This is a genomic window from Bacteroides sp. CAG:189 (genome assembly GCF_000432295.1).
Lineage (GTDB): Bacteria > Bacteroidota > Bacteroidia > Bacteroidales > Bacteroidaceae > Bacteroides > Bacteroides salyersiae.
The window spans coordinates 13647-35362 of record NZ_HF991095.1 but is presented as its reverse complement, the minus strand read 5'-3'; the positions used below and the strand labels follow the sequence as shown (position 1 = coordinate 35362).

Here is a 21716-nt window from a genome sequence, read left to right as displayed (position 1 = left end):
CTAATAAAGGCTTTTACAGTGGTCATATATTTGCAATTATCGGTTGTGCAAATATACTAATATTGCACAACATATCTGCAATATTGCACAACTAAATAAAATGATATGCAACACTAATTTATTATTTCATGCTGATTATCAGTTGTATTAGTTAGAATATTATTTTTTTATATTTCAAAAATCGAATCGCTTCGGAATCACGAAATAAAACCGCAAACAGCTAATTATAAAGCTCTTGCGGTTTTATTTTTTATGATTACACAACATTAAGGTCGGCTCAGTTGAGATTTAAAATCACTATAAAACAGGATTTACGTAACACATTTGCACAACCTTAGGTCAGTTCACTGTTCTGACACATCTATAATTCATCCAGTCCGGACCCGTTGCTACATCCCAAGCGTTTTGTTCATATCCATTAGCACCATTACTGGGATTAATTGCATAATAATTACTACCACTGTGGAGAGTTTGCGTCCAATGAAATCCAGTAATTGCCTGAAATCCACTCGACCAAGTTGTCTTATTAGTAAACCCCGTCCCTTGTGTAAGAGGAATCGTTCCACCGCCCATACTGAGAATGAGCAACATTTCCCGTTGAGTGGGCAGACGCCAGCCTTTTGCTGTACAAACGCTATTAGCCGTCGTCCAATTACCAACACTACTGGTAAGATCTACTTCCAATTTAGGGGCAACTTTATTACTTTGCGACGGACTTTCTGAGCCTAACAATACTGAAGACTGAACTCCCCCTGCCGCATCACGAGATATAATTGTTTTTCCACTCAGATAAGGATACTTCGTTCCACTGGCAGGTCCGTTTCGAACACAACGAAAATTAGCCTTATCACCGGTGCTCTTTTTCCCAGAAGCAGCACTTGCTAAATTTAAAGGAAAACCCGAACCATCTGAATAAGTCGATGCAGACCAATAGTAATCGTAACTCGCCGGAGTTTCACTGATATACCATCCTTCTATATTTTGACTCGTATAGCTGTCCTCACCGGCAGCAACTCCTCCTAAGACATCGCGATAAATATACGATAATATCAACTCATTGGCATTAGGCAACCGCCATCCATCACCAACCTCTGCGCACGTAGCGGCCGCATTGGCGGCACTCAACTGAAGTCCTTTATTAGTTTCAGACGACTTCCGTTCCTCAAACCGAAGCGGATAAAGATAAAATTGAGGTTGTGAAGAAGCATCCGTATAAGACAATTTCCTGCTCACCATATTCAGGTACATAATGAGACGGAACGGATACTTACTTAAAACACCCGATCCTGCATAGAATACGTTATCGAAATCAATCTTGATCATTCCTGTTTTTCCCTCTGCCCATTTTCCGGGGATAATCTTTAATCTAAAGTCGTATCCACGGCCATTCACAGCATTTCCTTTGCCGTCATCTTCATCCGAACCGACAACGGATGACTGATACATCTTAGAATCTGCATTACTTCTACCTACAAATATATCATTGTCATTTGTATCAGCAGTAGAACGTATCAATTCAGTTCCACTCACTTCTTCTATACCTGCAATCTTCCAATTATGATTCACAAATAACTGCAGATATTGTTCTGCACCCAAATCAACGTCAAATGTACGGGTTGCCGTATTTGCAAGAAAACGGAATGAAAAAGTCCGTTCCTGCTGGATAATTGGCAAAGGTCTGTTACCGAGGTATTTGTCTGCTTCATCATACAGGTCAAAATTCAATGCATCCGTACGCCAATACAGATTTCCTCCATCACCGGCCCTCAACGGATCCGGCTGGATACTGAATGCTTGTACCCTGTCTACAAAAAACTGGGAAGTCGAGGTATTCAAAGCCGGGATTAAACCTCCGTTAGGATAAAAAATAGTGCCACCCCCACGACGTACGGCAATCTTAGGCGTAGAGAACACGGCGTACAAAACCTGCGGTTCAAGAGCTTCTTCCGGATTATTGGGGTTGTCACTCCTGAGTGGAAAAACATATCCATCCACTATTTCATTCCCGTAGCCGTCTACAAAACGAATTACTCCCGGCTCTATCATTGTCTGTGTCAAAGTGATAACATGAGTCAGTCTCCCTGCCTGCAACGTAATAGTGGCCGTGCGCGCATCTCCGGTTATTCCATGATACCAATAGGGTATACGCAGTGCAAAACTGGTATCGCCATTCGCTCCACCTGTCGTTGTAATGACATCGGTACTGGTATTCCCACCACCATTAAATTTAAGCCAATCGCCATCAGAAGCGACGGTAGCTTTCCATCCCGAAGGAACATCGGTAAAAACATCTATCACATATTTATCAATCTGGTATTGAGTCAGTTGTACATCAGATTCACTCACTCCGAGCATATACTGCCCGTCGTATACCACGTCTTTTATCTTATCACGGTCATAGGTGATCAGTCTCATCTTAAGATTGGACATTACCGTATAAGATTCCAGTGCTTTCTGTTTATCATCATAACCGGGGCCCGACACTTCTGTAATACTGATGATATATTTATGATTTCGCAACAAAGGCAGGTATTCTACATCTTCTCCCGTCTTTCCTGTTTGGGTGAAATCCACCCGATAATAAGTTGTAGACGTTTCTCCGGTACGCTGTCCTCCTACAATCAGACACACAGCGTCTTTACGGCTCGCAGCTCCGTCATTGCCACCGGCATCATCTACGGCGGCAGAGGCTTCGAAAGTATAGATGTTGCCGACATAGGGCGTATTGCCTGCTACAAGATGATAATTGGCAGGATCGATGCCCACTTTCTTATCATTGGCAACAGGAATATTAAGATCACCTGATGCAATATCTACCACTCCGTTCGCATCCCATACCGGAGACAAATATCCGGCATTATTATAATTGACAAGATATACTTCTTCCACTGTGAAATTCGATACGGAATTGGCAATGTCAATACGTGCCAACATCCGTTTCATATTGATATCGGGTATAGAGACAGCATATGCAAGTTTCGACACCTTTACCTCTCCATACATGGGAATCGGCAGATATTTACCGTTGTCATTCGGTCCGTCGGCCGGCCATTGCGTAGGATCACCGCTATGAATCATCTGCGCCATTGCAGCAGCTTTCGTTGTTGATCCTTTCACAAAACCTTTCAAGATATTTTCATATGCTGCAGTGCCGAGTGGTCTGTTAGCAAGTAGCACAACGTAAGTGGGCCTGGAAGTAGGAGTAAGCGCAACAGAAAATTCTGCCGCAGAGGTACCACCATCCAATGTTTGTGTAATATTAGTGCTGACGGGCTTCCATTCCATAAACAAATACTGTCCGGGGGTGTTTTCCGACTCTTCGAACACCAGAACGTCTACATTCTTTATCTCGTCTTCTCTGTATCCTCCGGCCGCTCCCGTCATTGAACGGGAAATGGGAGAGGGGATATCTACGTCGGGAATCGTTAGAGCAAACGGGATATTGACGCCGGTCCCTTTAGGAGAATTCGTATACTCTTCTTCTACACAACCGGTGAGCCAAATTGCTGCTACCAAAGTGTATAGAAGAAAACTTCTATTGAGTACTAAAGATATATATTTCATCATAATTCGTCTCCTTTTCTTAAAGCGTAACCTATCATTTACCACTGCGGAACGGTCAATGTCACCGTTATATCCGGGTTGTCGCCATTCGTATTACTCACTGTCAGCGTAGCAGTTGTGCCTTCCTTGGTACCGGCATTGTAATAAAAATAGATTACTCCGCCATTTCCACCTTTTGATCCGAACATCGTATCCCAATTGAGCAGAATCTTATCAGGATCTTGTACGCCGGTTACTTCCCAAGTCCAATTTCCCGGATTGCCCGAAGTAAAGGTAAGTACACGCCGTTTCGTCAGTCCGATTCCCAAATCATTGGTATCCAAAGTTTCACTTGAAGTGAGCCATACCCCGGTGCCACCCCACTGTTCCAGCAGTATCTTGTGGTGTAGATTACCTGCATCAATATAAAATTGTGTCTCCCGTTTTTCCGTAGCAACTGCTGTGTATGAAGGAATTACAACCGTAATGTCATAAGTACGCACTGTCCCCGAGAGTGTAGGAGTACCCATCGTTACCGTAGCCCACGTAGCCATCCCCGTCTTATTGAGTAATGCACCTACCGGATATCCGGTATTCGGATCCGCATCATAATTTGTTTCAGCAGTTATATTTACTGTGGCTCCATTGGCTCCCAACCGTACTTTGCCTTGTGAAAGCTTAAGGTAATACTGCCCGTCGAAAATCACATTTACCGAGTTTTCATCCCATTCCCATGGTAAGGGGGTAGCGGTTATCGTATATTCTTCATTAGACATTGTCATATTATAGTTAATGTGTTCGCCCGACTGCCAGGAATGTTTGCTGCCAACAGCTTCGGCAATATCCTTAAGCAGAAATTCCCGAATACCATGATTGGTGGTGACTATCATTTTAGCAGCATCCGAAAAGGTAACGGCAGGCAACATAAAGAACGTGTCACCTATTTGAGTAGCAACTGTACCCACCGTTTTTTGAGCCGTAGGGGTAGAAGCCAGATCGGAAGTTACAGTCCCCGTAGTGATATTGTTCCAGACAAAAGCAGGTTTGCCACTCTCTGTTGTTGCAGTCGGTATGCTGGGTACGATCAGTTTCCCTTCTGCTCCCACACCTTGGAACTGGATCTTTTCGATTATTAACTCTTCGGGTGCCGGATCTTTCTTTTTGAATGTAAAGGAGACTTTAGTCAGTGTATGATAGAAATGTACATTTATACCGGCACCCCATTGAGATGTCTGTGTCACACCCGCCATCACATCCTTGTGGGCAGCAGCATCAGTAGAAGCACTATATGTCAACACCATCTCTGCAGGATTGTCGAAGTTGGCAATCGGGTGGTTGCCGCCATCAAAAGGATACCACGAAAAGAATTTCATGGAGCTCTGCACGGTTGGCCAAAACTGTCCCGGCGATATCGTAGCCGTCAAATTATCATTTACTGTGGCACTCGCGTTGAAGTATGTTTCCGTAACGAGAGAAGCCGGCGTCAAAGAAGCAAACAAACCGAATTTAGTCCCTTTCAGATCGTCTGCCGAAGAAATTTCCGTACCTCTGGTCACGACACTTCCGCCAGCGCCCACATAATGCACTGCCATTGGCACCCTTTCACACGTCATTTCCTCTTCGATGCACGAAAAGAAAATAACCGGAAAGAGGATTACCATCATCATCGTTTTGATACTATCATTTCTTAACTTTATCATCTTTTTTCTTTTTCCGAATGAAAACTTTACCTATCAGCAGCCAGTATGTTACAGTTCCACATCCACGTCTATATTTTTCGGATCACCCCATGGCTCCACCGATACTCTCACTATTTGTATGCCCAGTTTACCTACCTTAGCCGTTATCTGGTATACATTGTTCCGTTGAAATCCCTCAAAATCTTGTGACTGCCCACCACCGGTAGGTGTAATCTGTCCCAACTCCTGCCGGGTCACTCCGATGACATCCGTAGGCCGTGCACCTTTCCGGATATTCGTCATGCTGATAGTAGGTTTATTGGAGTCGGTGAAAGCACGCTCGGAGGTATAGAATGAACAAAGCAATCTCCGGTTTTTCGCATCAGCAGCAGATGAGTATATCCATGTATCGCTCGAACCTGCTGTCCATGTCTTATCCAACAGAAGTGCATTTGCTTTCATATTTCCGAATCCATTCACCAAAACACTCTCATGAGAAAGGTTGTGCATAGTGACTGTAGTACTGCCATTAATATATCCCGTCTGCGCTCCGCCATCCGTGACTTGAAGATAGACATCCACTCGTGATACGGCACGTTCCACGGTCATGCTTACCGGATTAACCGCCTCGCCGGGCTTTACATATATACCTTGTTTTATTCCCGTCATAGGCATTAAAGCAATTTCTTCTTTACTATTGTTCAGTAATTGAGCAATAGTAAACTCTATATTTTTCAGATCAGATAAACTGCCAATATTATCAAGATCGCTTTTAAGCCCGGCCGGTTCGTTCACAATAACAATTGCCATGATATCACTGTTGCCTTTCACTTCGATAACGGCTTTAATATCCGTAGTCTCGAGTGGAGTGGCTTCTTCGTGAAACTCATTGACATCCAAATACGGAATGCTACTCGACGCATTGCCGAATATGACAAACCGTACAGTCTTAATAGCAACCTGTTCTTCGCCTGCATTCTGTGTCAAGTCGATGCTAAGCAAAGCCCGGGTATTGGACAACTGCTCATCAAACTCAACTGCATTTTTGCTACACGAAAACAAGAAAGCTACCAACAACAGACAAATAATACTATACAATGGTTTACATCTCATTATCACCATTCCTTATATTTCCATGTCATGAAGCCAGTATATCCAAGGACCGACTACAAGCCCTATCTGGAGGAATCCTCCTTCGGGCTTTTCGGTCACAGTAAACACCAGATTCCAATCACTCTGCCTGTCAAGGTATTCCTGAAAAGGAAGTGACGTATTGTCAGGGCGGAGAGTAGGACGGGCGATGTTCAGTAAACTCATCAGATTGTAGTCCCAAACTTCGACACCTGTTTCTTCATTTTTTATAATAAACCGATAACCCGCCATATTAAACAGACGCATGGTATTCAGACGCGAGACCATCTCCACATCAGTGGATCTTGTCCAATCAGTATGGTAGGCTCTGTACGTAACAGGGCCTTCTCCCATAGGCGCATCCTGCATCCAAGAATAAACGGCATCGTCCGGTGTTTCTATTTCAAAAGAGTATCGCGTATCCCCAGTTCCATTGGTACGCATCAAAGCGATATTGAACCGGTTCGTATAACGCATCAGATTCACACGACATACGGCATCGTTAGTGCCGAAATGGTCTAATTGCACTACCGGAGCAAAGTAAAAATGTGGAAATTGAAAATCTATCATGTCTACTTCACGATAAAGAGCGGCAACCATCTCTTGAAGAGTGGTAGTTCCCACAATCGGCGATTGTCCGGTATGAATCGCCACCCGGTGGCTATCGGACAAACTGCCCACGGTAAGTATTTTGTAGCTTCCAAAAGAAAGCTCATCAGCCAATGACATACGGTTTCCACCCACCAATGCAGTCGGTTCGGCTCTTTTAGTCAAAAGTAGCTTATCGTCATCACCAAACACAAATACGTCCACTGAATTAACCTGTGGATCAAATGCATCTGCATATTCCATGTTGTGGTCGAAAGTAAATTCCAACCAAAGTTCGCAACGGGGCAAATCTTCGTATATACTGTCGCACGAGGCCATAAAGAACATCGAAACAACGACAAGGAACTGCATTCTGGTTTTTCCGAACATCTCTCTTTTGTTTTAGGGGTATCCTTATTGCCGGATTACCGGTTATATAGTCAGAGCCTCTCTGTTTTGAGCGGTCTCCGGTTATTTCAGTTTTAGGGGCGCTGCTTTATCACTCATTTCTTTCTCGAAAAGGTACGCCAGTGTATCTTCGTGCTGTTTTTGAAAAGCCTGTCACACGGCTTGGTTTATTTTGAGTGGTCGATATCGACCAGAACATCTTACATAAATAAAAAGTTGAAGGAGCTGATCAAAAAGCATTTTATACTTGCTTTTTAGTCAGCTCCCAAAACTGACTTTTTAGTCAAACAAACTGTTTATTAGATTTCGAAATCAGTACCCCAAGAGATCCACGGAGCCACCTCAATTTCAAAGTGAAGGTACGCACCTTTTTTATCGATTTCTTCCTCCGGCTCCTCTACATCGGGATACCACGGTGTACCTGCACCATTAACTTTTGTCAAGTTGAGTGTGTAATAGTTATTACGTACGACTCCATACTTTCCATATGCCATATGTCCGATGTCAGTAGTGTTATCATGACGAATTTGATAGTAATAGTAGTTCAAGCTTTTCTGGAACCAGCGAATACCTGTTTCTTTAGCAACTTCACCACCATTGGTAATAGTAAGATCGTCAAGCGATTGTTGGGTAAGATCTTTAAAATCAGCAGCAAGTCCAGCTGTCGGGAACGCACTATTTAACTTATTAATAAATTTGTCACAGGATTCCACCAATAACTTTTCTACAGCATCTCTATCCGCTTCATCGATACCAGTAGCATCATTATAAGCAGTTTGCAATTCACCAAGATTTTTGTAATTGATATAAGTACCATTGAAAAAAGTCTGATACCAATCGTCATCAAAATCAGTGTAAGGTGTGTACACAGCTTTAAGAACCAAACGGGTAGCAGCACCAAAATCCTGGTCAGCCGCCGCCATTGTATTCTCCGTACAATAAGCAACATTCTTGTCCTCTTCTTTTGCTACAGTTAACAGGTTGTGCTTATACCATTTCGCCTTAGGGTTATAGTCCACAATTTTGTTACTGATAATACCAACAAGATGTTTACCAGTACCATCAGCATCAAAGTTTGGATCTTCGGTATAGAAATTAGACTTATACGCAGCACCAGTATGAGTCGCTGTCAGCTTTGTTTTCGTAGCAAATGGGAAGAATCTGGAGTTCACATAATCAATTGTCCATTCTTTGAATTCAAATTTGGCAGTAGAAGGTACTATTTCTATGGTAAGACCATCACCTTTAAGTGTAACTGCCAGTTTGGATGCAAGACGTTCTATCTGAATCGTTGCCTTCTTTCCTTTTGCTGCTTCTTTTGCCTCGGTATCAGTTTTATAATCACTCGCTTTAACTACAGAAGCTGCAACATCAACTAAACAATCAGCATTCCATTCATCAGAAATAAGATCATCAAATGCACCGGCATTAATCATTGTGCAGCCATGTCCTTTATCAGCAAGGTCTGCAACCTCCGCAATGAGGTAAGAATTATCATCTTCAGCAAGATCTTCTGCTACAGAAAATTCTTTGTTAATATCCGCATATCCATTACCTGCTACTATACCATTTAAAAGAGCTTTCAACTTAGCGCCCGGATTAGCAATAGTAAGTAAGTATGCAGACTCCGTAGATACCTTAATTGGTTCTAAAGGACTAACAGGAGCATTATCAACTTGTGAAAGCTGCGATTCGCCCAATATAGTATAATACGCAGTTGCACCATCAGCCTTTACCACCTTTTTTTGGTCATCAAACAGAACCAAATAAAGCTCCTTGATCTTAGTTTCAGAGTCCAGTGCGTCTGTTTCACCAGATGAACCGGCAGCACGTGTTCTCGTTCCCTGAGGAACGGCTATGCTAACCGACATGTAAGCCACATCGTAGTCTCTTTTTTCGCCGCCATCAGTGATGTCGTCATTCTCGTTCGAGCAACTCGCCAATGCCGCCACAGCTAACAATGACATTAAAATTGATTTAATTTTCAACATAACACAAAATAATTATTAGTAATTAATATAGATTAGTCATTCACTTTCATAGAATCTTTTATCTGAAAAAGTTCTTCTATACGTTGTCATTTTATTTAATTCTCATTCTATTCGCTTTCTCTATTTCGTTCATATTCGCTTTTTTCTTCGCTAACTCTTCCAGATTATCCGTAGCTACATCCAGCCCCAACTCCCGGGCTTTATTCAAGTATTCTTCTGCTAATTCATAATCTCCCTTCAACAAGGTCAATATTCCCATCGCATTATTATATTCCGGCCAATACTCTTGAGATTCCATCTTTTTCAAATATCGTTCTGCAGAAATCAGATCATTACGCGAAAGTGCAGCAGTAGCAGCATTCATATTGGCTATTTCACTGTCGGGATACATCCGGACAGCCGTTTCAAACACATCGATAAATTCTTGCGAACCTTTCGGATAAGTATTAGCCACCAAAAACATCTCATTCAAACTCAGATTTTGCGGACGTCTTTTTATCACCTCCTTCGCTTCGTCCACATTAAAATTCTTAATATCATAGTTCACTTTACAAATAGCAACACGAAGACTCGGGAAAACATTTTTCAGCAAATATCTGTATGGCACTCCTCCACGAAGCTGCATCAGTTTTGTTTCCCGTCCTTTCTCAATGGGAATATCCTGAATAATGTCAAGCATTTCATTCTTATAGTCCATATCGAGTGTCTCAAGAGCGTCTATCAGGCCATCCCAGTTTTCACCACCAAATATGATATGATATTGGTTACGCGGAAAATCATAACGAGATGCCAGATAATCGCGAAGAGCCATAGCACGTCCTTCAGAAAGACGTTTATTTGTAGCCAAAGTTCCTTCCGGAGAGGCATACCCGATGATATCCAGTCTATTTACTTTTATGCTGGGATCCAATTTCAAATCATCGATCATTACACGGATTTTTGCTAATTCCCGGGGATTGTTCATATATTCCGGACGAATATTGATTTTATTCACCTCAAAATCCAAAAAGCATTCAGCCTGTATCTCACGGCTCTTCACTACCTCTACCTTCGGCTCAACATAAGCAAAATGAGGATTCACAATGTAAGGAGATAAAATACGTTCGAGTGTCACTTGGTCAATCACAGGCTGCACGCTCATCAATGTACTTTCCCCACAGCCACATTCATCACGCTGCACATTAAGTTTCGCATCGGCCATCCAGGATTCGTACGGTAATACATACCGGTAACGTATCGTATCATTTGTCCGCTTATTACTCTTCTTAACCAGATAAGGTGCTACATGCTTTCTCTTCTCTTTCGCGCTCATCAATGAAAGCCGGCGTTCATAAGCCAGATATTCATCTTTTCCTTTAACCGATACTTTGGGAAGATTATATGTATTCGCCGGGGCAACCAATTGAGGAATAAAATCTACCCCATGTGCCGTCCTTACTTTCACATCTTTCAGAATAAAATTCATATCTATATAAAGAAAGTCTCCACTTTGCTCCAACCGTACAGGTTCAATCCCAATATCTCCACTATAAGAGCGGTTTTGAGCAAATGCATCCTCTGTATTCAGGCATAAAGCAGCCAGTACCAATACGATGAATTGTATATTTCTTTTCATCATTCTATTTTATTTAATTACGTAAATAAGTGATACACTTGCTTTTGTAGGGCCAAAATAGTTCTTATTATCTTCTTTCTCCTTTGTCCCACATTGCGTACATGGATATTTATCATAAACAATACGTGCATAACCCACTCCGACAGATGCTTCAAGGCTCCAGCGTTTCTTCAATATCCACGAATGTCCAATAGAAACACCACCACCATATAGATGTCCCTGATAACGGTTATTCTGCATATTTTTACTGATAAACGACCAGTCCGGCCATCCTCCTACGTTGAATTCGGCATAATGTCCGTGCAATCCCATGAAGGTACGGTTAAAACGCTCACAAAACCAATATCGAACTTCCGGTTGTACTCCCCAATGGCGTAAACGTTTACCATCCGCCGGTTTCCATGGATGATAATTCACCGGAATGTCCAATGTCCATTTACGTGCCAATCCAAACTCCAAACCAAGATTCATGGTAGCAGTAGCATCATACAGAAGATTACTTTTAAGTGCCACCTTCTGGGCTTTCGTTTCGGAAACAGAACATCCGACTATAATAAGTATAAGCATCAATACTTTTTTCATCTATACCGCTTTTATATTTATGAAGTTATGTCCGTGATCAGATCCTTTCCCATCAAACATAACTGTAACTCTATTGCTATAAGCATCTTCTATTATCATTGAAATAAACTAAATTTCTTAATTAGATAAATATTACAAATTTTCACTACCTTTGCCGAGATATACATCTAAGTAAATGTTAGTGTAGTGTATTCAAACTTGTCCAATCATCGAACATAAAACTGCAATCTCTAACAAAAAGTTATATGCACTATTTATACTCGTTTTTTCCCTTTGACATGACATCTAAAATTACACTAATTCGACATTACAAAGATCGGAGTATTAAAAGATAAGATAAAACATATCAATTTCTGAAATGGATAATAAAAAAATAATGAAGCAACTAATAACGGGGCTACACAAAATAAACATTACTTTATACACAAAAGAAACAGCATATCAAATCGCACTTTACAATATTCAAACAAATCAGTAGGGAATATTTTCAATAATCGAAAATACTCAAACAGAAAATCTAAAATTAACCGTCAAATAACGTAATAACACAACCATTCTTTTATCCGTATCATTTTCTTACCCATTACGCTCGTCATTCCAGTATTCATCCCGAAATAATTCCATGACAGAATATCACATTATAATACATATAAGGCAAAAAGACTTTCTACTTCATACAAATTACATCAGAATATAATTCAATTTATCATAAAGCACCTAATGCAATTTTGTATTCATTTCAAAAAGCATTACGAAAACAGTGAAAAAGACCGATATCTGTTTCTTAATCTGCCCCAATTATAAAAGAGATTTTCAGATATTCAAAAAGTATTTTAGAAACGGCAAAACCCTACATCACCTGTTTACCATTTACCAATACCTCCATTCAGGTAAAATCCAACCTCTTTATTACCCATGTATCTATCTGTATAAAAAGCTGGATGAAATTTCATTTGAAATTCCATGAGAAAGTTTTCAATTTATGGAAAAGGTTATCTCATTGTTGGAAGATAAAATAAACAATGTCATATTGAATATACAGTAAATTGTATGTTTCGTAGTGTGAAAGAGCCTATAAAAAATTAAATAGCTTTGCTGTTTATTTCATTTCTTGTTACATTTGAACGATAAACAATTAAAAAGACACATAAAAACCATGAGAAAATTTATTTTATTAGTTGCCATGTGCTGTGCCACTGGCAGTATTTTTGCTCAAACCGATCCTAACCAATTGAAAAAAGAAGGAAATGATGCTTTAAATGCAAAGAATTATCAAGTTGCTTTCACTAAGTATGATGCGTATCTGAAACAGACGAACAATTCGGACTCCGTAATGGCATACAACTGTGGTGTATGTGCAGATCAAATAAAGAAATATGCCGATGCTGTGAAGTACTTTGATGTTGCCATTCAGAAAAACTATAATGTAGCCAATGCGTATGCACGCAAAGCCGGTGCCTTGAAGGATTTAAAAAAAAATGCAGAAATGGTAGAAACACTGGAAGCTGGATTAAAAATAGCTCCGGGTAATAAGACTATGGAAAAATTATATGCAATCCATTATCTGAAAGAAGGACAAAAATTCCAGAAAGCGAATGATATCGCAAAAGCCGAAGAAAGTTATAAGAAGGTGACTACATTAAGCGGAAAAAAATGGAAGACGGATGCTCTTTACAGTTTAGGTGTATTATTTTATAATAATGGTGCTACTGTATTAAAAAAAGCTGCTCCTTTAGCCAACTCGGATGCAGATAAATACGCAACAGAAAAAGCTGCTGCCGATGCTGATTTTAAAAAGGCAGCCGATTATCTTCAAGAAGCCGCAACCTTGTCTCCGGAAAGAGCAGAAATCAAAAAAATGTTGACGCAAGTTCAGGAGAGCTTGAATTAAAAATAGCATTAATCGAAATACAGAAACCGCTTTCTTTAATGGAAGGCGGTTTTTTTATACTATAGCACTTACATTAAGATAAAAAATATGGCAATAGAAAAATCTCCTACTGCCATACTTCCTAATTGTTACCAACTATGTTTTTTTTATTTCTTCTTCCGCAACACCATTGCTGTACGTGCCGGAATATAAAGTTTCAACCACTCTTTCTTCTCTTTCTCATACAAAGGATCCGATATAGTAAAATGAGTGATTGTATCGTCTGTAAGTCCGTTACCGCCATATAAAACGTCATCTGTATTCAAAATAACCTCATATGCCCCCGGTGCAACCAAAAAACCGTAATCCGTAAATGATTGTTTAGGATTGAAATTGAACACAAAAATAAGGTCTTTACGCTGATATGCTAATATCTGGTCACCATCGTTGTGCCAAATTTCCTGTATCGGGGTAGCTTGGAAATCTTTTACAGTTTTGATAACTTTCAACATACTTTCGTCGAAGTCAGCCATATAATGATAAGTCAGATTCTTATTATCTACCAAATCCCACTGACGACGGGCATATTTACATGACCAGCCATTACCTTCACGCGGGAAGTCAATCCATTCGGGATGCCCGAATTCATTTCCCATAAAGTTCAGATAACCGCCATTGATAGTGGTAGCAGTAAGCATACGAATCATTTTATGAAGAGCAATACCGCGATTTACCGTATAATTCTCATCTCCTTTCTGCATATGCCAATACATGTCGGCATCAATCAAACGGAAAATGATCGTCTTATCTCCGACCAATGCCTGATCGTGACTCTCGGCATAAGAGATCGTTTTCTCATCCCGACGACGATTTGTTACTTCCCAGAACATACTGGATGGTTTCCAATCTTCGTCAATTTTCTCCTTTATCGTCTTAATCCAATAGTCTGGAATGTTCATGGCCATACGATAATCAAAGCCATAACCGCCATCTTCTACCTTTGCAGCCAATCCCGGCATCCCGGATACCTCTTCCGCAATGGTAATTGCTTTGGGATTCACCTGATGAATCAGATCGTTAGCCAACGTCAGATAACAAATAGCATTATCATCCTCATGACCATTGAAATAGTCACCGTAATTCATAAAAGCTTCACCCAGCCCATGGCTATAATACAACATGGAAGTTACGCCGTCGAAACGGAAACCGTCAAACTGATATTCTTCCAGCCAATACTTACAGTTGGATAACAAAAAATGTATCACTTCATTCTTGCCATAATCAAAGCATAAAGAATCCCAAGCCGGATGTTCCCGGCGTGCTCCTGGATAGAAATATTGATTAGGATCACCGGCAAAATTCCCTAAACCCTCTACCTCATTTTTCACTGCGTGAGAATGGACAATATCCATGATAACGGCAATCCCCAAACCATGAGCTGTATCGATAAGTTGCTTAAGCTCGTCGGGTGTACCGAAACGGGAAGAAGCGGCAAAAAAGCTGGAAACATGATAACCGAAACTTCCATAGTACGGATGCTCTTGGATAGCCATGATCTGAATACAGTTATAACCGGCTTTGGCTATACGGGGAAGTATCTTTTCACGAAACTCATTATAAGTACCAACCTTCTCTTCTTGCTGGGCCATGCCGATATGACATTCGTAAATCAACAAAGGATTAGTAGAAGGTTTAAATGTTTTTTTCTTAAACTTAAAAGGCTTTTCCGGATTCCAAACCTGTGCACTGAAGATCTTTGTGTTTTCATCTTGAACCACTCGCGTAGCCCAAGCAGGAATACGTTCTCCTTGTCCGCCTTCCCAATATACAACCAATTTATAAAGATCACCGTGCTGAATGGCATCTGCAGGCAAATTGATTTCCCAATTGCCATTTTCCAGACGTTTCAGGCTATACTTCTCTTTTTCTTCCCAATTATTAAATGTACCAACCATATAAATATGGGTTGCATTGGGTGCCCATTCGCGGAAAGTCCATCCTTTATCTGTACGATGCAAACCGAAATACAAATATCCCGAAGCAAAGTCCGATAAAGTCTGTTTTCCACCATTTGTCAGTTCGGCCTCTTTATACATGGCATATTCATGCCTTCCTGTGATGGCCTCTGCATAAGGTTCCAGCCAAGGGTCATTTTTAATAAGATTCAGTGTCTTTTCCATATCAGGATCATTTGATTATGCTTTCACTTTAACAATCACTTTCTTTACACCGTCGGGACTGATACCCGGAGCATGTCCGTCCTGCGGAAAGAAGATGGCAAACATACCCGGTTTGACAGCAATGTATGTTTCGGCCAGCCCTTCAAAGAAAGTAATATCTTTCTCGGCACTATAGGGAGCATCAGCCGGCACACAATCTTTACCCGGTGTATATCCCATTATCTCTGTTCCTGAAAGAGGAACCTGAATATCGATAAATTCATTATGAGTTTCCAATTTGGCTTGTTCCTTTGTTTTCGGAGTAGTCTGGGCTATATTAATAACCAGATCTTTACCATTCAATTCCGTTTTACCTACCTCCATTGCATGAAGATCATGAGATTTTAAAAACTCGATAGCTTGTGCAAACAAAGGATTCAGTGACGCGTATTTTTCTAAGTTTTCTAATGTATCTACTACCATAATTGAAAAAGTTTTAGTTATTATTTATGATTAAGTACTATTCGAAATCGTCTATTGTGTAGTTAATAAAATCAGCAAAACGTTTGAACTGTCGAAATACATCTTCTGTCTTATCCAAAAAATCAGGCTTCAGAAAGAAATCATCAGAAACGTTATAAGAGCAGGTATATTCTTTACACTTCAGGTAATCGATATACTTAAAATCTTTTGGAAAACCTTTGGGAGCGGTTTTCAAAAAGTCTTCTCCCACAACAGGAAAATATTTTTTAAATTCAGGATCTTCCACAATAGAAACGTACTCATCTACATTGTCATAAATAGACTGACGTACTGCTTTCAAGATATTGGAAGGCAGGCAAAGGCTTCCACCTGCCAACATACATGCATCGTTCTGAATGTGCACATAATATCCACAATGATCAGACTTTTTCCCCTTGGCATTGATATATCCGCCAAAATGAACTTTGTACGGAGTTTTATCCAATGAAAAACGGGTATCCCTATAAATGCGGTAGGTACAATCTTTGGGTTGTATACCTCTGATACTTTCATCAAAAAGGGCAATACGGGAAATTACAGCAGCCAAAAGTTTGTCGAACTCCAAACGGGCGGTTTCATACTCATCACGGTGCTCATTAAACCACTCCCGGTTGTTGTTAGCAGCAAGATCTTTTAAAAATTGAAAGATAACAGGTATATTCATTGTCATTCTTTTCTATTTTTTATTCTACAAACGTACGAATTTTATTTGTAACTAACTAAAGAATGCAACAAAAACACAGCAAAAAAGCACCGACTTCTCAAAGTCGATGCTTTTACACATTTATCAAAAAAACAGACTCTTCTGTTTCTGACGTACTTACTTATCACAAGCCGGTACAATCTCTTTTAATTAATCTTATATCTAATACTATGAAAAACACATCTATATAACACGCCTTCCGAGACTTTTGTTCGGGTACGGAATCTATTTTGTTGTTAATAATAGTTATACAATAATGTGCTTCTTCACAGGAAATTCAATCTGCCCAAACTCAATCATAGCATTGAACAGGGTAATTCTCGAATAGGTAAAAAGTTGTTTCAACGTTATCTCTTTTTCCTTTATAATTTGTCTGTCCAATAAAAAAGCTCTTTGAGTCCCTTTGAGCAATGGTGCCTGAGGAGTATGCCACTCACACCCATCATAAAAAGCGACATTAGCGATGGAAGTATCGGTAATGAGTTCGTTTCTGACAATCAGAACGTCATCGGCATCTCCTCTTCCCACATATAGCCGATTCAGTTCTTCACGATCAGTACTTTTATAAGTATAGTTTATCCCATCAGAGTAAACAATACGGAGTGTATCAATCTCACGCATAGAGTAGGGGGTATACACAATTTCCTTAATCTCTTTCTCGTATACGATTCTGCACTTCACTATCCCTTTCTCATGCGGCATCCGGATGTAATCGATAAGATTTATCGGTGCACAATCTTTCCAAAAGACATTTCTGGTACGGTTTAGCCTTTCATTGTGATAAGGCAGATTATATATTACTCCGTTCTCTATCCGTATACTTTCAATAAATGGGCACATAAATTTTCTGTTTCATTTCATTATATTCACTTTCCGGATTACTTCTACAAGTTATTCCTCCACCACTTTTAAAATAAAGTTTGTCTCCTTGCTGTTCGATAAAGCGTATCATTACAGTACTGTCGAGATTATTACCATCAAAATATCCGGAAATTCCTGTATAAAAACCTCTTTTATAGTTCTCGGCATGAGCTATAATATCCATTGTTTTCAACTTAGGAGCACCTGTGATAGAACCGGCCGGCAACAATTTAAAGATAATATCCCCTAACCGCGTCCGATAATCATCGGGAAGGATACCGCAGATTTCCGAACTGGTCTGCAAAATAGAACCGGAGTTGGTTTGCAGGATATCAGCATAACGATAACGCGTCACGGAAACTTGTTCCGCCACCATGCTCAGATCATTTCGTATCAGATCTACAATCGTAGCGTGTTCCGCCGTTTCTTTCGGATCGTTCATCAATTGATTGTATGCAGACGGAAGAGAAGCATCTATAGTGCCTTTCATCGGATAAGAATAGATTTTCCGCCCTTTTATCCGCACAAAAATTTCCGGAGAAAATACCACAAAAGCATCTTTCAACCATAGCTTATACATCGCTTTTGAGTGATAAAAAATCTCCTTCAAACTTAGATTGGTCGTGACCGGAGTCCGGCAAGTCAGATTAGTGAGAAAGCTGTTGCCACCCCGGATATTTTCCAGAACATAATCGAAAGATGGCTTATATTGGTCGAAAGGTGGGAAATCGATATTCCATTGCACGGCAGTTTTACGAAGAGGGAAAATAGAATCCTGATTGGTAAATCCATTCAGATTATACAAGACAAACGAAGAATCCAATCGGTTTGTTTCTTCTATGTACGAACAATCTTGTAAATAATCAATGATAAAGACAAACTCTTTGCCTTGTTCCGATAATCGGTTTATTCGTAGAATGGCTTGTTCCTTATTATATGATTGTAACATAAGATATCAAAAACAAAAGTACGTATTTAACGATGGCGCCAAATACGTACTCTTTGAACACTTGATTTTATAAAGTTATTTTCAGAATCTTTCCACTATGCGCACTTAATGACACTTCAGTAGCTTTATAAGGAAGCAAACAAATATTTTCTTTCTTTCCGGTCAGTATATCCGTAGCCTCATAAACATCCATCTGAGGGATTTGCAGAAAGTCGAATGCATGTGACGGTACATTGATTGCAATATCTACCGGTTGATTGTCGAAATTGACAATTATAAAAAGCAGTTCTTTCTCATGTTTGCGTAAGAAAGTGTATTGCTTGTGTTCATTGAAACGCCATCCGTTTTCATTAGCATACATCAAATCAAAAAAGGCTCCTTGAGCTATAGCCTGTTCTTCATTGCATAAAGTGAGCACTTTCCGGTAAACGGCATACAATTGTTTCTGTTCTTCCGTCAACATTCTGCCGTCAAATTTCCCACCATTCCGCCAACGCCGTATAGTGTCAACACTCCAGTAGTCAAAAATGGTAGTACGTCCGTCGCGGCCGCTAAAGCCCTCGGTATCCATACCCAGTTCTCCAAACTCCTGCCCGAAATAGATCATCATCGGATTCGTATTCATGCAGGCAGATACGATCAAAGCAGGAATACCTTTGCGCGGGTTACTTGCAAAGAAATCCGAAGCGATACGTTGTTCGTCGTGATTTTCAAGGAAATTAAGCATACGCTTCTCAATACCCCCCAATCGCTGCCAACTGCGGGTTATGGCAGTAGCCGAATCATAACCGCACGCTACATTACGCAAGGTATCATATAATCCCACTTTATCATATAAATAATCGAATTTCCCACGGAACAGGTAATTCTGATATTCGGCCGGATTATAAACTTCCGCTATAAACAACAAGTCGGGATATTTTTCCTTTACCTGCGGAATCACCCATTCCCAAAATTCCACCGGCACCATTTCTGCCATATCACAGCGAAATCCGTCTATACGTTTTGAAGCCCAGAAAAGAAGGATGTCGAGCATCTTCATCCAAGTATCCGGGATGGGAGAGAAACAACAAGTACCACCATTCTGATAGTCCACTCCATAATTTAACTTTATCGTTTCATACCAATCGTTTATATTGGGATAGGCATCAAAACGATTATTCCCGGTAGCTTTGGCCGGTGATTCCCGATAAGGCTCTGCAGCACTTCCTTTCATGTCGAACTGGCCGTGAAGTTCCGATTGCGGAATATAGTAGAAGTTATTGTATGGACTGAAAGCGTAGTTGGGATCATCATTCGCTCCCAATTCCACAGTACCGTCCGGCTGCATGTCCGAATGATACTGACGGGCTACGTGATTCGGGACAAAATCGATAATGACCTTTAGCCCGGCACGATGTGTCCGGCTCACCAGATTCTCAAATTCCTTCATTCGCCCGGGGACATCCGTAGCAAGATCGGGATCCACATCATAATAATCTTTAATGGCATAAGGTGATCCGGCTTTCCCCTTTACGATAGCCGGATGATCCGGACTGATGTTATACCGGCGATAATCAGTTTGCGTAGCATGCTCGATGATACCGGTATACCAAATATGAGTAGTCCCCAGTTTTTTAATCTCTTCCAATGTTTTGGCTGTAAAATCAGCCATTTTCCCACAGCCATTTACAGTGATATCACCGTTATAGACACAGTGGTTATTATTGTTTCCAAACAGGCGGGGGAGCACCTGATAGATTATCATTTTCTTTTCGTCGCTCATATGTATATAAAATTTATTTCAACTCTATTATTTTTCTTTCCTGCTGGCTCCGGTAAGCGGCTTCAATCACGCGAATCACATTTAATATATCATGTGCACCGGTCTGCAATGGCTTTCCAAGACGAAGATGCTCATAAATATTTTGGTAAAATCCACCATAATTACCGGGGATACCGGGATATCTCCGGCTGATCTCCTGTCTGTCGATCTCCGTATGTATCCATCCTAATTCAGCCTCCGTTTCTTCTCCCCAACAGGGTTGGTCAGGCATCTCGCCGCGAAGTAAAGCCGCTTCCTGCTTGTCGGTCCCGCATTTTACAAAAGAACCGAGAGTACCATGAAGCACAAATCGTGGTTCGGCTTCCCGCATCAAGTAACTGGCTTTCAATGTCACCTTTACATCCGGCGCTAATGACGGACGAATAAAGCGGATCATAAAATAGTCATCCACTTTTCCATCGGTACGCAAAATATCTATATCGGCAAAAACAGCTTCCGGCATACCGAACAACAGGACAGCCTGATCTATCAGATGAGAGCCGAGATTATAAGTCAGGCCTCCGCCGGAGTTACCCGTTTCCTTCCACGTATCGGGCTTGATAAAATTACGGTAGCGTGCAAAAGTCGATTCATATTCCACCAACCTGCCCAACAGCCCATTGGAGATTATTTCCCGTACTGTCAGAAAATCTGCATCCCAACGGCGATTCTGATATACACTGAGCATTAATCCTTTTGCGGCCGCCAATGCAATCAATTCTTCACCTTGTGCTGTAGTAGATGTAAACGGTTTCTCCACAATCACATGCTTTCCGGCCTCAAGAGCCATGCGGGCGTACTCATAATGCGTAGCATCCGGAGTGTTCACTACAACAAGTTCGATAGCAGGATCTTGTATCAATTCTTCAAAGCTTCGCACAATCATAGCATACGGATAACGCTCTTTTGAGAGCTCCTTGCTACGTTCCACTATCTTTGATAATTCGAAATGAGGATTTGTATGAATAAACGGAGCATGAAATACTTGCCCCGACATGCCATATGCTGCCAACCCTACTTTAATTCTTTCCATACGTTTCCTTTTTCCTGCAACAGATTATCCAGTATTTCATTCGCCGTTTTATATCCCTGGTCGAATATCTCTTCCGCCTTTTCCAGTTCCCGGTTACTATATCCGTTCAGATTATAGGGTTCTATCAGTAAATCACATATCTCACGTTCCGGAAATGTGTTCGCACGGAACATAAAATGATAAGAACGCATAGCGATACTTACAATATTCATCTTGTATTTTTCTGCTTCCAAAGGACTCACATTGATTGCAACAACCTTCTCACACTCTTTCCGCAG

The 21716-nt window shown here is 40.7% G+C and carries 15 protein-coding genes and 1 pseudogene; 1 reads left to right on the top strand and 15 read right to left on the bottom strand.

All coding sequences use genetic code 11. From position 1 onward, the window contains the following. Positions 1–339: 339 nt before the first annotated feature. The 7 genes from QVP90_RS13505 to QVP90_RS13475 form a co-directional block, all read right to left on the bottom strand. Complete coding sequence (locus QVP90_RS13505) at positions 340–3567, bottom strand: hypothetical protein (RefSeq protein WP_021936722.1); 3228 nt, start codon at positions 3565–3567, stop codon at positions 340–342. Between the two features lie 35 nt (positions 3568–3602). Further along, entirely contained in the window at positions 3603–5243 is a 1641-nt protein-coding gene (locus tag QVP90_RS13500) for a fimbrillin family protein (RefSeq protein ID WP_021936721.1), read from the bottom strand. 48 nt (positions 5244–5291) lie between these two features. Continuing rightward, positions 5292–6335, bottom strand: coding sequence for a hypothetical protein (locus QVP90_RS13495; RefSeq protein ID WP_021936720.1), 1044 nt, complete (start codon positions 6333–6335; stop codon positions 5292–5294). Between the two features lie 12 nt (positions 6336–6347). Next, entirely contained in the window at positions 6348–7331 is a 984-nt protein-coding gene (locus QVP90_RS13490) for a FimB/Mfa2 family fimbrial subunit (protein WP_021936719.1), read from the bottom strand. Positions 7332–7648: 317 nt separating this feature from the next. Continuing rightward, a complete protein-coding gene (locus QVP90_RS13485; protein ID WP_021936718.1) occupies positions 7649–9340 on the bottom strand; it encodes an Mfa1 family fimbria major subunit in 1692 nt (563 codons plus the stop codon). Positions 9341–9431: 91 nt separating this feature from the next. Next, positions 9432–10958, bottom strand: a complete 1527-nt coding sequence (locus QVP90_RS13480) for a DUF3868 domain-containing protein (RefSeq protein ID WP_264380854.1) — start codon at positions 10956–10958, stop codon at positions 9432–9434. A gap of 6 nt (positions 10959–10964) precedes the next feature. Then, positions 10965–11537: a DUF3575 domain-containing protein gene (locus QVP90_RS13475; protein WP_005932020.1), complete on the bottom strand. Its 573-nt coding sequence runs from the start codon at positions 11535–11537 to the stop codon at positions 10965–10967. Positions 11538–12693: 1156 nt separating this feature from the next. On the opposite strand from QVP90_RS13475, the gene QVP90_RS13470 reads away from it, so the two are divergent. Next, positions 12694–13428, top strand: coding sequence for a hypothetical protein (locus QVP90_RS13470; protein ID WP_005932016.1), 735 nt, complete (start codon positions 12694–12696; stop codon positions 13426–13428). Positions 13429–13574: 146 nt separating this feature from the next. Here the strand turns inward: QVP90_RS13470 and QVP90_RS13465 are convergent, their stop codons facing one another. From QVP90_RS13465 to QVP90_RS13430, 8 genes and pseudogenes are all read right to left on the bottom strand, one after another. Continuing rightward, the gene (locus QVP90_RS13465) at positions 13575–15587 is read right to left on the bottom strand and encodes an alpha amylase C-terminal domain-containing protein (RefSeq protein WP_007480928.1); all 2013 of its coding nucleotides are present in this window, start codon (positions 15585–15587) and stop codon (positions 13575–13577) included. A 15-nt stretch (positions 15588–15602) separates the two neighbouring features. Then, complete coding sequence (locus QVP90_RS13460) at positions 15603–16049, bottom strand: YhcH/YjgK/YiaL family protein (RefSeq protein ID WP_005932010.1); 447 nt, start codon at positions 16047–16049, stop codon at positions 15603–15605. Positions 16050–16086: 37 nt separating this feature from the next. Continuing rightward, entirely contained in the window at positions 16087–16752 is a 666-nt protein-coding gene (locus tag QVP90_RS13455) for a DUF2461 domain-containing protein (RefSeq protein WP_172680686.1), read from the bottom strand. Positions 16753–17037: 285 nt separating this feature from the next. After that, a complete protein-coding gene (locus QVP90_RS13450) occupies positions 17038–17631 on the bottom strand; it encodes an aminotransferase class IV family protein (protein ID WP_021936716.1) in 594 nt (197 codons plus the stop codon). Further along, complete coding sequence (locus QVP90_RS13445; protein ID WP_021936715.1) at positions 17615–18601, bottom strand: aminodeoxychorismate synthase component I; 987 nt, start codon at positions 18599–18601, stop codon at positions 17615–17617. The genes QVP90_RS13450 and QVP90_RS13445 overlap by 17 nt, the downstream gene beginning before the upstream one ends. 67 nt (positions 18602–18668) lie before the next feature. After that, positions 18669–20366: an alpha-amylase family protein gene (locus QVP90_RS13440; protein WP_021936714.1), complete on the bottom strand. Its 1698-nt coding sequence runs from the start codon at positions 20364–20366 to the stop codon at positions 18669–18671. A 13-nt stretch (positions 20367–20379) separates the two neighbouring features. Then, positions 20380–21438, bottom strand: a complete 1059-nt coding sequence (locus tag QVP90_RS13435; RefSeq protein WP_005931998.1) for a Gfo/Idh/MocA family oxidoreductase — start codon at positions 21436–21438, stop codon at positions 20380–20382. Further along, positions 21420–21716, bottom strand: a pseudogene (locus QVP90_RS13430) (patatin-like phospholipase family protein); the annotation flags it as partial. The pseudogene QVP90_RS13430 and the gene QVP90_RS13435, both read right to left, overlap by 19 nt.